Origin of the sequence: Paenibacillus sp. FSL H8-0168 (assembly GCF_038592955.1) — a bacterium.
Lineage (GTDB): Bacteria > Bacillota > Bacilli > Paenibacillales > Paenibacillaceae > Paenibacillus > Paenibacillus polymyxa_B.
On the sequence record NZ_CP151948.1, the window covers coordinates 3,782,817 to 3,798,080 of the forward strand.

At 41.4% G+C, this 15,264-nt stretch carries 15 protein-coding genes, 1 tRNA gene and 2 pseudogenes; 6 read left to right on the forward strand and 12 right to left on the reverse strand.

Annotated features, from left to right (window positions below; genetic code table 11):
• Window positions 1-59: 59 nt before the first annotated feature.
• The 3 genes from MHI21_RS16635 to MHI21_RS16645 are packed head-to-tail and all read right to left on the reverse strand — an operon-like array spanning window position 60 to window position 3,213.
• Window positions 60-1,580, reverse strand: a complete 1,521-nt coding sequence (locus MHI21_RS16635; RefSeq protein ID WP_028540499.1) for an extracellular solute-binding protein — start codon at window positions 1,578-1,580, stop codon at window positions 60-62.
• 28 nt (window positions 1,581-1,608) lie between these two features.
• Complete coding sequence (locus MHI21_RS16640) at window positions 1,609-2,232, reverse strand: DUF624 domain-containing protein (protein WP_134903333.1); 624 nt, start codon at window positions 2,230-2,232, stop codon at window positions 1,609-1,611.
• 21 nt (window positions 2,233-2,253) lie between these two features.
• Window positions 2,254-3,213, reverse strand: coding sequence for a sugar ABC transporter permease (locus MHI21_RS16645; RefSeq protein ID WP_023989418.1), 960 nt, complete (start codon window positions 3,211-3,213; stop codon window positions 2,254-2,256).
• Window positions 3,214-3,482: 269 nt separating this feature from the next.
• Between MHI21_RS16645 and MHI21_RS16650 the strand changes: the two genes are divergently transcribed.
• The gene (locus tag MHI21_RS16650; RefSeq protein WP_342418552.1) at window positions 3,483-4,382 is read left to right on the forward strand and encodes a carbohydrate ABC transporter permease; all 900 of its coding nucleotides are present in this window, start codon (window positions 3,483-3,485) and stop codon (window positions 4,380-4,382) included.
• Here the strand turns inward: MHI21_RS16650 and MHI21_RS16655 are convergent.
• Entirely contained in the window at window positions 4,379-6,640 is a 2,262-nt protein-coding gene (locus MHI21_RS16655; protein WP_342418553.1) for a helix-turn-helix domain-containing protein, read from the reverse strand. The genes MHI21_RS16650 and MHI21_RS16655 overlap by 4 nt on opposite strands.
• 168 nt (window positions 6,641-6,808) lie before the next feature.
• Here MHI21_RS16655 and MHI21_RS16660 point away from each other — a divergent pair, with 168 nt between their 5' ends.
• Window positions 6,809-8,305, forward strand: coding sequence for a GDSL-type esterase/lipase family protein (locus MHI21_RS16660; RefSeq protein ID WP_342418554.1), 1,497 nt, complete (start codon window positions 6,809-6,811; stop codon window positions 8,303-8,305).
• Window positions 8,306-8,588: 283 nt separating this feature from the next.
• The gene (locus tag MHI21_RS16665) at window positions 8,589-8,921 is read left to right on the forward strand and encodes a hypothetical protein (protein WP_028540495.1); all 333 of its coding nucleotides are present in this window, start codon (window positions 8,589-8,591) and stop codon (window positions 8,919-8,921) included.
• Window positions 8,922-9,130: 209 nt separating this feature from the next.
• On the opposite strand, the gene MHI21_RS16670 is transcribed toward MHI21_RS16665, so the two are convergent.
• A complete protein-coding gene (locus MHI21_RS16670; RefSeq protein ID WP_023989422.1) occupies window positions 9,131-9,670 on the reverse strand; it encodes a GNAT family N-acetyltransferase in 540 nt (179 codons plus the stop codon).
• Window positions 9,671-9,843: 173 nt separating this feature from the next.
• Between MHI21_RS16670 and MHI21_RS16675 the strand changes: the two genes are divergently transcribed.
• Window positions 9,844-10,401, forward strand: coding sequence for a hypothetical protein (locus MHI21_RS16675; RefSeq protein ID WP_342418555.1), 558 nt, complete (start codon window positions 9,844-9,846; stop codon window positions 10,399-10,401).
• A gap of 462 nt (window positions 10,402-10,863) precedes the next feature.
• Here the strand turns inward: MHI21_RS16675 and MHI21_RS16680 are convergent.
• Window positions 10,864-11,061: pseudogene (locus MHI21_RS16680) on the reverse strand (tRNA-binding protein); the annotation flags it as partial.
• Window positions 11,062-11,210: 149 nt separating this feature from the next.
• The gene (locus MHI21_RS16685; protein WP_342418556.1) at window positions 11,211-11,555 is read right to left on the reverse strand and encodes a helix-turn-helix domain-containing protein; all 345 of its coding nucleotides are present in this window, start codon (window positions 11,553-11,555) and stop codon (window positions 11,211-11,213) included.
• A 198-nt stretch (window positions 11,556-11,753) separates the two neighbouring features.
• Here MHI21_RS16685 and MHI21_RS16690 point away from each other — a divergent pair, with 198 nt between their 5' ends.
• On the forward strand, window positions 11,754-12,482 hold the full coding sequence (locus tag MHI21_RS16690; RefSeq protein WP_311081374.1) for an SDR family oxidoreductase: 729 nt from the start codon (window positions 11,754-11,756) through the stop codon (window positions 12,480-12,482).
• Between the two features lie 66 nt (window positions 12,483-12,548).
• Here MHI21_RS16690 and MHI21_RS16695 read toward each other — a convergent pair whose 3' ends face one another.
• Entirely contained in the window at window positions 12,549-12,797 is a 249-nt protein-coding gene (locus tag MHI21_RS16695; RefSeq protein WP_342418557.1) for a hypothetical protein, read from the reverse strand.
• Window positions 12,798-12,974: 177 nt separating this feature from the next.
• On the opposite strand from MHI21_RS16695, the pseudogene MHI21_RS16700 reads away from it, so the two are divergent.
• Window positions 12,975-13,268 (forward strand): annotated as a pseudogene (locus MHI21_RS16700) (uridine kinase); the annotation flags it as partial.
• Between the two features lie 5 nt (window positions 13,269-13,273).
• On the opposite strand, the gene MHI21_RS16705 reads toward MHI21_RS16700, so the two are convergent.
• From MHI21_RS16705 to pyrF, 4 genes are all read right to left on the reverse strand, one after another.
• Window positions 13,274-13,347, reverse strand: a tRNA-Ile gene (locus MHI21_RS16705).
• A 124-nt stretch (window positions 13,348-13,471) separates the two neighbouring features.
• A complete protein-coding gene (locus MHI21_RS16710; protein WP_014282411.1) occupies window positions 13,472-13,636 on the reverse strand; it encodes a hypothetical protein in 165 nt (54 codons plus the stop codon).
• 147 nt (window positions 13,637-13,783) lie between these two features.
• Window positions 13,784-14,425: an orotate phosphoribosyltransferase gene (pyrE, locus tag MHI21_RS16715; RefSeq protein ID WP_250260947.1), complete on the reverse strand. Its 642-nt coding sequence runs from the start codon at window positions 14,423-14,425 to the stop codon at window positions 13,784-13,786.
• Window positions 14,422-15,216, reverse strand: coding sequence for an orotidine-5'-phosphate decarboxylase (gene pyrF, locus MHI21_RS16720; RefSeq protein WP_342418558.1), 795 nt, complete (start codon window positions 15,214-15,216; stop codon window positions 14,422-14,424). The genes pyrE and pyrF overlap by 4 nt, the downstream gene beginning before the upstream one ends.
• Window positions 15,217-15,264 lie beyond the last annotated feature (48 nt).

Here is a 15,264-nt window from a genome sequence, read left to right on the forward strand (position 1 = left end):
GGATTTCAACATCCAAGAAATCATTCAAGGAGTCTGGGGGCAACAGCCATGCTCAGCTATTATTTTTTCGTTTTCTTATACGCTTCCTCATACTCAGCAGTAATTCGTGATCCACCGGAGTTTTTCCAGTTTTCTACGGCTGCTTTAAATCCGGCTTCGTCAAGCTCACCCATAATAAATTTGAAGGAGGCATCGGTAATGATTTTCTCCAGCTCTGTTCCTTGCTCATTAGCAGTGACTGAATCCAGTGGCACGGTCGGGTCCAGAACAGCAAATTCATTATTTTCACGGACTAATTCATTAGCCAGTTCCTTTTCTGGATTGGCATCTTTTAAGTTATAGGTCACTTCACTTGGTCTGGAGCTTGAAAACGGCTGAACATCTGCTTGCCACAAATCTGTATTCGTAATTTTGAAGGCTCCATCTTTTTCGATTTTATAATGAGTGCCTTCAATACCACCGGTCATATACATATATACATCTTTGTCAATTAAATCATCTACAAATTGCAGCAGTCTCTTCAACTCAGCTTCTGTTTTTACTTCGGATTTTGGAAATGCCAGCAAACCTCCTACCCCGCTTCCTTCAGACCATACGTGGTATTTGCCATCTCCATTCGAAATCTTGTTAACCGGTACCAGCTTCAGTCCCTTTTGTAGGCCTTGGGACAAGGTTCTGAGGTTAGAGATATCGATCATGCCCGTATAAATACCTGCTTTACCTTGGGCAAATTGTTGCTGCTGATCCGTTTTAGCGGTTACAGCAAAGTCTTTAGAGAGATATCCATTTTTGTATAATTTATTGGAATACTTTAAGGTCTCCAAATATTGAGGAGTATCAAATTCTGGCGTAAACTTTCCGCTTTCATCTACTTTCCAGCCATTAGGTGTGCCAAAGTAGGAACTTAAAGTTTTGAAGCTGCTATAGCGTAGATCCGATCTGTCAACAAACCCAGTCGTATCATTTTTTCCATTTCCATCCGGATCATCTTCTGTAAACGCTCTCGCAACTTCATACAACTCATCCAGTGTCGTCGGCACCTTCAGTCCTAAGCGATCCAGCCAATCCTGACGAATGACCAGACCCGCCCGAGCCAGATTCTTCTGGAACGGAACGCCATACAGTACCCCTTCAATGGATGCGGCTTCCCGAACTTCAGGCGGGATCTTCTTCAAATTTTCATAATCATCCAAATACTTTCCTACATCCCAGAATAGCCCTGATTTCAAAGAGCTTCGTACTGAAGAATTTGTCATCATCGTCAGCGTCACCATATCGGCCAATTCGCCGGATGCAAGCGCAGTAGTGATTCTCTCTTCTTTGGAAGCGTCAGGCACCCAATTGAACGTGATTTTAGAATTGGTGTATTCTTCAATTTTGCTTTTGATCGTTTCTGTAGGCGGAGAAGCTGTATGCAATACGTTTAACCAGGTAAATTCCAGTTTGGACTTCGGATCATAGGTTTGGCCGCTTTGATCCTCAGCTCCCTTGTCACCGCAAGCAGCTAAAAAAACACTCATGACCATTAGTACAGCAAGAAGGCCTGATACTCCCTTTTTCGTCGTGATTCCCTTTTTCATTGTGTTTGCTCCTCTTCTGTTTATATATTTATGCCATATCTTCCTCTTTCACCAGAACCTCTCGCTCTATTTTGCTGAACACCTGATGCGTCATCCACATCACGAGATAACCCATAATACTTGCTCCGGCAAAAGTTAGAATTCCTGGGTACAAGCCTAGAATCAATGCAAAAAGCACGACAATGGCTACAAAAAGAACAAGCGTATATTGTAAATACGAAAATCCAATCACTATCGACATTTTGACCTTCAGTCTGATACCTTTCCAATCATAGTGAACCAGCAGCGGGAAAATGTAGGCCAAAGAGATGAGATACAAAAAGGCTCCAATAAGCGTCACCACACGAACATACCAGGACGAGACGTTGACTATATCCACGTAGAGCACGTAACCCACAAGGCTGTAAAGCCCGCCAATAATTGCTGCTTCTTTAAAGCTTTCTCTAAAGTAACGTACAAACGTCGAGAAAATGGCGACTTCCTCATTGCCCCGAATCCACTGCCTTAAAATACTAAGCATAGCAACGGTCGCAGGTCCGACACCTATAAAACCCAAGCCTAGAATCGTCGCAACCGTCCAAAGCAAATTAAGGTAGACCAGGCGCAGCAGGCGCATGCACCATTTGTTCATGTTTTCTACAAACCGTACCATTTTGCATCCTTCCCGTCGTCATTAATAAACGCCGTCTTCACCAAATTTCTTGGCCAGTCGATTGGAGCCCATAATCAGGATTAAACCTACTACACCTTTAAAAAGTCCTACCGTCGTACTGAAACTTAATTGTCCATTCTTTAAGCCCGCAGTATAAATGTAGGTGTCAAAGATTTCGGCAACCTCGCGGTTTAATGAGTTCAATAACAGATACATATGCTCAAAGCCCAAATCCAACGTGCTACCGATCTTCAAAATTAACAATGTAATAATGACTGGGCGGATCGCAGGCAAGGTAACGTGCCATGTCTTTCTCAGGCGTCCAGCTCCGTCCATCTCTGCTGCCTCATACAATTGCGTATCTACCACTGTAATCGCAGATAGATAAATGATGGTAGACCAGCCGAGTTCCTTCCAAATCACTTGCCCGATGTAGACGGTTCGCAGCCATTGCGGAGAAGTTAAGAAGCTGATCTTCTCACCGCCCAGCGCGGCAATCATTTCGTTCAGCACCCCACCGTCTACAGTTAGGAATACATAAGAAATCGAAACAATAATAACCCATGACATAAAGTGCGGGATGTAGATGATGGTTTGAATAATGTTCTTAAAAAACATCTTCCTAACCTCGTTCAGCATGAGTGCCAAAATGATGGGCAATGGAAAAAAGATTACAATGTTCAATGCGAACAAAACCAGCGTATTGCGAAGCAGCATAAAAAACGTAGGCTCGGTAAACAAACGAATAAAATGCTTCATTCCTACCCATGGACTGCCCGTGATTCCCTGAAAAGCTTGATAATCCTGAAATGCAATCACCAATCCCCCCATAGGAAAATACTTAAAAATAATGAAGTACACCAGTCCGGGCAAAACCATTAAATAGAGCAACTTGTGTTTCTGCATTCGTAAAAGGCTTTCCGTCGTTCTTTTGTTCTTTTTCATTTTCATGTTTGGTGCGGGGACACTTGAAACTTTCATTAGTTCGACCTCCTTCAAACGTTCCTGTATACGTTTTCAAGAGTATGCGATTTTCGGCATTCCGCATATAATCATCAAATGATAGCGTTTACAAAACTGGGTGTACAGCCTACTTTTCAACCTTATCACCTTAGCTAATGATTACTACACAACCTAATGAGCATTCGCTTATTTCCATGATTAGAGAACACCTCAAGATTTGATTATATACGGAATTCTTTCCTCTTGATAAGGTTGACATGTAAACGATTACGAGGAGGTCAACCACATTGACAGAGCCATTACGAAAACAAAAATTACGAAAAAAAGAATCGCTAGGCAGCCGTATTTTCAACATTGTAAACAGTACACTATTGATTCTCATTGCCCTCACTTGTCTCTTACCTTTTTTGAATATCATCGCCAGCTCTTTTGCCTCAACCGAAGAAGTGATAGCCAAGAAGTTCATTTTATTCCCAGTTACTTTTTCCTTGGATGCCTACCGCTATATTCTGTCGACTCCCACCATTTTTAGAGGTCTCGGGGTTTCGGTCGGAGTAACGGTCGTCGGTACAGTTGTAAGTATGATATTTACTGCTTTTATGGCTTATGGATTATCCCGAAGATATCTACTCGGCCGCAATACGATTAACTTCATTGTCGTGTTTTCTATGTTGTTTAGTGGGGGGATGATTCCGACATTCCTCGTTGTAAAAAGCATGGGGCTTATCAATTCGTATTGGTCCTTGATTCTTCCCGTGGCCATTAACGCGTTTAACCTGATTATCATGCGTAACTTTTTTCAGGCGCTGCCAGATGATCTGGAGGAATCAGCCAAGATGGACGGGTGCAACGATTTTGGCATCTTCTTTAAAATTATGTTGCCATTAGCCCTGCCTTCTATTGCAACCATCTCTCTATTCTACGCTGTTGCCTACTGGAATACGTATATGCACGCCATTCTCTATATTAATGATTCTGCCAAATGGCCGATTCAGGTCTTGCTACGTCAAATTGTAATCGTTTCCAGTGGTATGCAGGCAGAAGGTACTGCTGTAGATGTCATCCCGCCTGCGCAGACCATTAAGATGGCGGTCATTGTCATTGCGACCGTTCCGATGTTAATCGTATATCCATTTGTGCAAAAGCACTTTGTCAAAGGAGCTTTATTAGGAGCGGTAAAAGGCTAATTGGCTTGCTTCATCTTTCGGTAAGCTCCCGGTGTAACCTGTTCCTTTTTCCGAAAAGAGCGGATAAAGTTTTGTGAATTATGATATTGCAGTCGCTCGGCGATTTCTTTAATTGTCATATCTGTCTCAACGAGCCACTTTTTGCCCATTTGTAAACGGTAGCCCATCAGATATTCACTAAACGTCGTTCCGTATTCTTTTTTGAAAATACTGCTTAAATAATTCGGATTGTAATGAAGTCGGTCTCCAATGAGTTCTAATGATAATTCCTGGTCATATTCAGCACGGATAATAGCAGCAATTTTCTCCGAGAGACAGCGGAATTGCTGGTTGGTCTTCTCCTTCATGCTTTTTACCATGGGGAAAATAACTTGCTCTATCAGCATACGTTCTATCTCTTCCGGGTTACGGATGTCCAGCAAACGATGATACAAGGCATGATTGTCTTGCGTCAGCAGCACTTCAATCCCTAATAGCTGCTCCAATTCGATGAGGTTATTCACAAACCGTACCAACAGCACTTCAAAGTTCATGGAATGATTGTTTTTTATCATCATTTCCTCCAATAAAGAGTGCACGGTATGATATACCTGCTCTTCGTCCCCTATTCGGATGGCATCAAACAGTTTCGATTCCAATTCCGTAGGATAATGAAGCAGCACCGGACCTGAAATGACCATGGAAATATCTTCATAAAAAATAATTGATTCTTTGCCTAAATTTAAACGGTGATGCAAAGCTTGCTTGCTCATCTCACAGGCTTCTTTACTTTCTAATAAGTTATCATACGCCGTACTAATGCCGATGCTGATGGATACATTCAAATACTCTTTTACATTTCGAACCAAAAGGGTCGCATCATCCAGGACTTGCTTTCTCATTTCCTGTTCGCTCTTACCTGTCAAAATTAATATGGTGGCCTGAGTGTTATCGTTCAAAATGATGGGAAGCATTCGCTGCTGCTCTGGAATCGTTTCTTCTACGATTTTGTTAATAGCCAGCAGCAAAACGTCTTTATCCGAGGGCTCTCGATCTCCCAGATTATCCAGTTGGACTAACAAGGTAATATACATTTGATTCTCGATCTGCGGATAACCCAAGCGTGGCATTTTTCGTGCCAATTCCTCTGCAGAAATACGTTTGCGGAACAGGTTGAGAATCAATTGGGTTTCCAACTGTGGCATTTCGGACTGAATGAGACTTTCCAAGCTTTCCTTCTCGGTTACAATGTTGTCGATGGAATTAATAATCCATTCAATTTCATTTTTAGAAGGTTCATTTTTGAAAGCGAAATTAGGATTTTTAGGCAAGCTTCGTTTTATTTGCTGAAATGGCTTTGTAAAGTAAATGGCAATGAAGTACGCCACTACCACCATTAAGAGCGTTAATACAAGTCCCATCATGATGATTCCAAATTTGGTCGTTTGAAAGGCATCCGCAATTTCTTTCTTATCCAATACCGTTAAGTAAGTCCAATTGTTATAGGCAGATTTGGCGTAAATGACTTGTCGTGCAGGCTGCTGATCCGTTTTCTCCAAAGTTAACATACCTGTGTTGTTCGGCTTCACTGTAGCTTCTGAAATGTGCTGAAGCTGCTGGGTGGACAATAATTGTTCAGCAGGCTGGGTTTCATACATTAAATCGCCTTGTTTATTCAAAATAAAAACAGCCATATGATCCTCGGTTTGAATCGTATGATTTAACGTTTGCAGCGAAATATCCGACAAAGCAATGGCTTGCTTCTTCTTAGAGAATACAGGCAAGGTATTCACAAAACGAATTCCTTTATCTGTTTTAACCCAGAATAGCCCCTTCTCTTGGTGGTCGATATAGGTACTAATCAGCTTTTCTCGTTCCGTTTTCGTCAAATAGGACAGGCTACCATTGGAGATTCTCCAATTCTGATCCAGACTGATTAGTGAATATTCCGTTCCTTCTAATCCCATCGTAGCAATATAATTGAGCTGAGTATTCACATTCCGATACGCTATAAAATCTTTTTCTGTAATGGGATTTTTCACAACATCATTAAAGGAACTTGTCGTGCTATACGTATTAAAAGCATATTCAATCGTTTGAATTTTCTGCTCCAGGCTATTTCTGATCTGTGCCATGTAGCTTTGCTTGGTATTGGAAACTCTCTCCACAACGGAGCTAATTGTTGTAAAATAAATGTAGCTGCCAAAACTGGCCACCAATCCTACTCCCAAAACCAGAATCGTAATAAAAATAGTGTAGAACATTCTTCCTTTTTTCATTGCGCTCCCCCTCTGGCTCTTTGCATCACAACAAAATTATAGCGCTTTCATAACAAGGTTTAAATCATTTTTTTCACGTGTGCATTATTTTTTACATCCGTATCATTCCAATTTAAGTCGATTTTGTTTGGTTTGCGGCAGTTAAAAAGAATTTTGGAGGAGTTATTTATGTTACATGTTGTTAGTCCTAAAGAACCGATTATAAAAGAAGAATTTCCGTCAGACACTTCTTTTCTCTCCCTATATCCCGTAGCAGTTCGTGAAGCTCGTCCTTTTATATTGGTACTACCTGGCGGTGGCTACGAGCATTTGGCCTCACATGAAGGAGAGCCTATAGCCCGGTGGTTGAATGATCTAGGTATTCATGCGGGTGTGCTTGAGTATCAAGTCGGCGATTTCGAGATTACTTCCTTGTTGGAGGATGTAGAACATGCTCTGCAATGGATTCGCCAAACACCGCATGACTGGCTAGTCATTCCTGATCAAGTGGGGCTCATCGGTTTTTCTGCAGGCGGTCACTTGGCCTCCATTGTCTCCACTATAGGGACAGTAAAGCCAGATCTTCTGTTGTTGGGATACCCTGTAATTTCATTTCATGAGCCTCATACACATATCGGAAGCCGTACACATTTTTTAGGGGAACAGCCAACGCTGGAGCAGCTTCAAGCCTTTTCATCCGATCAGCAAGTAACTTCACAGACACCTCCAACTTTGATGTGGACTACAGCTAATGATGGCGCTGTACCAGTAGAAAATAGTCTGTTGTTCGCTTTTTCATTATCCAGAGAACATATTCCGTTTGAACTGCATGTATTTGAGGAAGGGCGACACGGATTGGGACTGTCAGAGGACAACCATGAATGCCACCAATGGCTTAATCTGGCGGAAACTTGGCTTCAAAAACATGGATATGCTCAGGCAAGGCAACAGATGACAACTCGACTGTTTATCGCTGGGGACTCCACTGCAGCTCAAAAAGGGGCTACCGAAAAACCGATGACAGGCTGGGGCGAGCACTTGCAAAGCTACTTGGCACCGTCTGTTCATGTGGACAATCGTGCTGTCAATGGACGAAGCACCAAATCTTTTATAGCAGAAGGCCGGTTAGCTGATATTGAAAAAGATATTCAAGCTGGAGATTATCTGTTTATTCAATTTGGACACAACGATGAGAAACAAGAAGACCCTACTCGCTATACCGATCCTGATGGAGAGTATCGTCAAAACTTAATTCAATACATTCAGTCCGCTCGGGAGCGTGGTGGAATTCCAGTGCTATTGACCTCTGTAAGCCGCCGCCGATTCACCGCAGACGGTGAACCTGATCCGTTGGCTGTAGGAGCCTATCCTGCTGCCATGAGAAAAGTAGCCGCGGAAACCAAGACACCCCTGCTCGATATTTTTGAAGCTTCTCAGCAGCTTTATCGTTCAATGGGTGAAAAAGAGTCAAAGCAGCTATTTATGCATTTGCCTGAAAAAGCGCATCCTAATTACCCCGCTGGTGTAACAGATAATACCCATTTTTCTGACGAAGGAGCCAAACAGGTCGCCCAGCTTGTAGCGGAAGCAATTCGACAGTGTGCGGAACTGTCTGCCTTAAAACAGCGCATCGTAGAAAGGAATCTAGACAGCGATGAGAGGCTTGCACACCAACTTGTCAACTGATATCAAGAACTAAATAGATACAAATACAAAACGGACTTGGAGCAAATCACTCTGACGTCCGTTTTTTATTTCGTGTGATCAAAGACTATACAGCTATGAAGAATAGTTCAAAAGTATGGTAAATAAAAAACTTAAATTGTTATATTTTAATTATTTTGTATTTTATAGGACTTTAGAATCGTTTTGTTGTATTATTTTGACAACATTTGTCGAATGAAGTGAAATCCATAACTTTACATGGTATATTTTAGGAGCTCAGATCATACATAAGGAGGATTTTTTTATGAAAACTAAGAAAATATTATTATCAACAGCTATGTCTCTGGGACTTATTGGGAGTATTATCGTCCCTAGCGCGTCCGCATCTGTAGGCCCTTCTCCGGTAATTACGCCTGTCGTAGAAGTTAACGGAGTATACTACAGAACGGCTACGTTGCCACGTAATTATTCCTATGCGTTGTCAAATTACCCAGGGGATACTTATAAAGTGGCGAGCGGAAATGTCACCGTCTCCGCTTCCGGGGTGGTAACAACTAGTACTGCAACGACTGCAAGAGTTGAGATTTACGGCGGTAACGGTAAATTGAGAATGGTGTACACTGTTAAGGTGTCCTAAGATAAAAGCAGTATATATAGCACTGTCCGTTTATTCGGGCAGTGCTTTTTTTATGAGACGAAAAGAACTCATATTAGCTTTTTTATCAGCGGAACCCTTTATTAGTTTTCATTGAACTCTATTAACCGACTCTTGTGAAGTTTTATTTAAATGCTCCTCAAATTGAGTGCCAAATGCTCGAACTTCCTCTTTTCTAAACTTTCGTGAGATCAATAAAGATACCCTAAAAAATCTAAGTCTCCCTCACTCCAATCCATCTTTCCTACTTCTTTAATCATTATTCCATCAATTTTCTCAAAGCCTATTCCATTTGTAATAATTTTTTCATTATCAATTTTTAACCATTTAATTTTGTTCTTTACAGGCTTATATCCATTTCTTAAATACAAGTTCATATTATCAGCAAATAAAAGTATAAAATCAATATTTCGTGTAACGGATAACTTTTCAATTTCTAAAAGCAGTGCTGAAGCTATTCCCTGTGATCGAACATTTTTTGAAACACACAAATCAATTAAACCCAGTACTCTTATGGTTTCTCCGTTTAGATTCATTATCCTATAATCTAATCCAACATGCCCTATAAGTTGATAATCATGGTTAAAAGCTAGAAGTCTAAAATGTGGAAGTTGCTTGAAATAAATTCTATCCGTAGGGTAGATTTCTGAAAAACTGTCCATTAATAATGCTTGTATACTGGCTGCTAACTCTTGACTTATGTCATGTTCAAAAACTTGATCTATTTTCAAAATACCACTCCCATCCTAGTACCTACTTTAGCACTCTTCTACATTTAAGTATCACAACTGTACGTGAATTACCGGAGTTGATCTAAACAAAATGAACCAACCTAGAAAAATATTCCTAGTTCTGATAGACTAATTTTGTGTTTTGAAAGTTAAATTGATAAGGAGCCATAAAAATGAAGAAATTTATATTAGTATTCTTCTCAGTAATCATTGTTTCTGCCTTCCTCCAATTTCCAACATTTGCTGCAGAAATCAATGCCAAAGAAATCCTTAAGAAAAAATATCCTCGGGAAATTGTAACACTGAGCAAATCTACGGATTTAAATGGAGATGGTAAAAAGGAATACTTCCTACTTACTGAAGCGGGTAATTTTTTTCTTGTTAATTCTAAAGGGGCAGTTGTATTAATTAACACAAATATAATAAGTGATGAATTTTTTGAACAGCCTACTATCCAGATTTATCAAGTATCTAAAAAAGAAAAGCACATAGCAATAACATTTGAATATGGACCATCAAATACACAGTTTTATGCTTATCAATATAAAAACGGTACATTATTTAATAAACTTTCCATTATGGGCGATCAGGGTGTACAAGTTGATAAAAAAGGAACCGTTAAACAATATTGGAAAAAGTACAAACCTGAGGGAGGATGGGATTTAGCTATAGCGACGTATTCATGGAGTACTTTAAAGAATAAGTACCTCGGAGCAGGACAGCTGCCTTAGTTAATCATCTCTATTGAAAAGCTCACTTTTAAAGTCATCTAAGGAAATACACTGGGACTCACACCAGCTTTCAGTCAGTGGAGTCCTCTTTTAGATCTAAAAGTAAACTCACTAGTTGTCAAAAGAAAATATAGTACTAGACTGGGTGTCCGTATTCCATGCGACTTTTCGAATTGTTCCCCCCCAGACTTCATAAAATAAGTTTTAGACTGACCTTAAAAATTGGAACAGCGACAGCCAAGGACGAGAAAATAAAGTCCTAGACTGTCGCTATTTCATTGAACTAACGTTCCCCGTTAGCTCAAATATGAAAATTTCTAAAGAGTCCATATAAGAACGAACAATTCCAATTACTGTATAATTGAGAACAAGAAAGGGTGGTAATAACAAATCATACAGGGTTATTTAAGAAATTAAAACCCACCGTAAGGCTGTCGCCTTGCACGGTGGGTTTTGCCTTTATTATCTGATTTGCGTTCCGTTGGGTAGATCGAAATCCGGCTTCAACAGCACGACATCTCCCTGTTCAGGCAGTCCGCCCAGAACCAAAACTTCCGAATTGAATCCCGCTATGCGGCGCGATGGAAAATTGACGACGCCTACGATTTGTTTTCCGACGATATTTTCAGCCGCATATCTCTTGGTGATTTGCGCACTGGAATTCAGTTCGCATCTTACATATTAATTTCATCCGCATTCATTGAAACAAATATAAAGCACCAGCTTCAAAGAGATTCTTCTTTGGTTCGTCATATCTATCGGCAGAGAGTAAGTATACGGCTATCCACTAAGACTTCCCGATCGCAGACTTAGGATAGAAACTCTTTTCCCCATACTCTTATAGAATCGATGATACTCGACAATTTATTTCCTTGTTCAGTGAGGAAGTATTCTACTTTGGGTGGCACAGTGTCATCTACTATCCTCTTCACAATTCCATCCGCCTCGAGTTCCCTGAGTTGTAAAGTCAGCATTCGTTGTGAAATCCCTGGTATTAATCGTTTAAGTTCATTAAATCTGACCGATTTTTCGGATAAAATGTCGATAATGATTCCCTTCCATTTTCCTCCTATTATATGTAAAACCATTTCAACAGGGCAGGCCCTTATAACCTCTTCACTGCAATCGCCATATTCTTTTAATCCATATCCCATATTGCCACTCCATTCATTAAGTTACAAAAATGTGCGTACTTACAAATATCAATCATTTCCACTATATTAACTATATCAGAAATGAAAGGAGATATGTCTCGATTACAATGAGAGAATCTAAATAGCAGTGACAAATATAAGAATTAAATACATTTTCGTAGGTACAGGTTTTAGAAAATAGATTAGGGAGGCAATTTTATGAATAAATCCAAGATCGTATTAATTACAGGTGGCAACAAAGGTATTGGTTTTGAGACAGCAAGACAATTGGGAAACATGGGGTATGAGATTTTAATAGGAGCAAGAAGCGAAGAAAAAGGACATGAGGCCGTAACGTTTTTAGAAACGGAGAACATTAAAGCTAAAACGGTGGTTCTTGATGTCACAAACCCCAGCACCGTTCTCTCCGCAGTAGAATGGATTGAACAAGAATATGGATACCTTGATATCTTGATTAATAATGCAGGCGTGTTTTTTGAAGGCAACACACCTCCAAGTGAACTGGAACTGTCCGTTCTCAAGAATACCTATGAGACAAACGTTTTCGGCGTATTTTCTGTCACTAAAGCAATACTTCCATTGCTCAAAAAATCTTCTGCCGGAAGAATCGTAAATCTTTCCAGCGGATTAGGTTCCTTAACTTTGAATTCAGACCCAACGTCGGAATTTTATAATGTGAATTCGCTCGCCTACAATAGTTCCAAAACGGCTGTAAATGCTTTAACTGTTTTCTTTGCTAAAGAATTAAGAGATACTCCTATTAAAATCAACTCGGTTTGCCCTGGATTTACAGCTACCGATTTAAATGGTAATAGTGGCTATCGCACAGTCGAACAAGCAGCTTCCAGTGTAGTTAAGCTTGCCACAATCAATAATGATGGTCCAACTGGTAGCTTTTTTGATGAAAATGGAGTTGTGCCTTGGTAAAAACACAGGGAATAAGTTAGCTTTAATATCCAAAAATTCAGATATAAATATTTCTAATACATCATCTTATCCGTACCATTTTACCCGGGCAGTTTCTGAGTATTCCGTAAAGCTATTTGGAGAAAGGTATCCTTTTGTTTGATCATACCAGCGGTTGCGCATATACTGAAGACCTGTTACCCCGTCCCACTCTCCAGAGTAGCGGAATAGATTCTCTGTGTAGTCAACGGCTATAAGGACTTGTTCATGTCCACTATCGGCAATAGGGTCAAATTCTTGTGCCTGACCAACTAATACTTTATTTTCTTCTGACACTAGTCCCTAATTTTTTCTAAAGTAGCGCTTCCCATCTCCTGTAGGCATAATAACCTTCTACTCCCTATCCCGTCATTCTACCCGCAATATAGACTCTTCCGCCCATACAATATAGTCAAATCAGGCATCGAAAAGACGATATAACGATCAGCAAAACGATTTCTGAAAGCTGTCCGTTATCAAAGGTATGATTGGGAAACCGATAAGTTATCGGAATGGCATACTGTTCCTGCTGGCGGCATTGTCATAATCGAAGGAGTATATTCCATCCGGAAGGAACTAGAAGACAAATATGACTTCAAAGTTTGGGTTGATTGTCCACGAAAAATTAGGCTTTCAAGAGGTCTTGAAAGAGACGGAGACTGTACTCGTGGGATGGATTATAATCGCCCCCTTATAAATGCTACTTCCCTCCATTTTCTCACCCTCTATAAACAACAAAAAAAACCCTTGCTACGCAAGGGTTTTTGAGGAAATGGGCCCTGAGGGACTCGAACCCCCGACCAATCGGTTATGAGCCGACCGCTCTAACCAACTGAGCTAAGGGCCCTCAAAAAAATTTGTATATTCACGTTACACATTCATAACAGCAACGTTAATTAATATACAACATTTTCTTGTGTTTCGTCAATAGTCTTTCGAAAATTTTCTTTTATAAAATTATTTTTGTGGACTTACGGAATAAATCGGACACCATAACGACCTTTGCGCGAGCGGTACACCTCCACTGCGCGGGGATCATTGTAGCCATACATCCAGCCGTCGTGCTCCAACCTTTTTGCCAGACATCCTGCCTGAAATTTAGTCGTGTACAGTCTGCCATAGTAAATCCAATACATCCGAGCTCCCTCTTTTCACATGATGGTAGGAGTTAGTGTAACCGGATCGAATTCGATTTACACGGCCCGAGCCATAACAATCTACAATAGTTAGCAACGAGTACGAATCGTTCTAATCATTAGCTCTGTTGTCCCCTATAGCCCATCTTATTTGCCAAAGGAAGCCGGGTCCTGACGCCAAGAACGCAGCAGTTCCATCTCTTCTTCCTGAATGGTTCCTTCACGCAAGGCAACATTCATCAGAGCTGTATAATTGGACAAGCTTTGCAGCTCCACACCTGCTTCTTCAAAAGCTTGAGTCGCTTTGTCTAGCTGGTAGCTGAAAATAGCTAGTACCGCTAACGGCTGAGCGCCTGCTTGTGCTACAGCCTGCGCTGCTTTAATGGAGCTGCCTCCTGTAGAAATGAGATCCTCGATGACCATAACCTTTTGTCCTGCGCTGATGCGGCCTTCAATTTGGTTCTCTTTCCCATGTCCTTTGGCTTTGTCCCTTACATAGGCCATTGGCAGATTTAGCTTTTGCGCCACCCAGGCCGCATGAGGAATACCTGCTGTAGCTGTCCCTGCAATGACTTCGGTTTCGGGATATTGCTCACGAATGAGGGCAGCAAAGGAGTCTGCGATCAGCTCGCGCACCTCCGGATAGGACATGGTCAGGCGATTGTCGCAGTAGATTGGCGATTTAATGCCGGATGTCCATGTAAAAGGCTGTTGTGGGCGCAATGCCACCGCCTGAATACGTAACAGATGGGATGCAATTTGCTCGGGTATACTATTCAATGTAGTCATACTTGTATCATCTCCTTAATAATGTGTTCCGCTGCGGCGCGTGGGTCTACTGCTGCGGTGATAGGACGTCCAACGACAATGTAGCTGCTGCCCTGGGCAATGGCTTGCCCAGGTGTAAGCACACGCGATTGATCGCCTGTAGCACTACCTGCCGGGCGTATGCCAGGGGTTATCGTCTTAAATTCTGATCCACATACAGCACGAATGGCAGGCACTTCCAAAGGGGATGCTACCACACCATCCAGTCCCGCCTCACGGGTCAGTTGTGCGTAACGAACCACTGCATCCTGTACCGTACCAGGAATACCTAACTCCTTATTCATGGTCGTCTGATCCGTGCTGGTCAGCTGTGTGACTGCAATAATGAGCGGCATGGAAAGCGAGCTGTCTGCCGAAATAGCTGCTTCTGCACCAGCTTTAGCGGCTGACATCATATTAACGCCCCCAGCAGCATGTACGTTGAACATATCCACACCTAGGCGGGTAATGCTCTCTGCCCCTCCCCGCACCGTGTTAGGGATATCATGCATTTTCAAATCCAGAAATACGGAGTATCCTCTGGACTTTAGCTGTTCTACAAAAGCTGGTCCTGCACTATAAAACAGTTGCATACCTACTTTTATATAACAGGGAATCCCCTCTAGCTGACGAATTAACTGCTCAGCCTGTTGTGCATTGGGATAATCTAACGCAACCATCAGCCGTCCTGCCATCTGCTGAATTGCTCCATTCACCGTTCTACATCCCCTTTTCACGTCAATTCGGGTACATTTGCCCGTGATAAAGGACATCCGTCAGCCGAAGCTGATGAATGTCCTTCCCTGTGCTACTTATTTCCT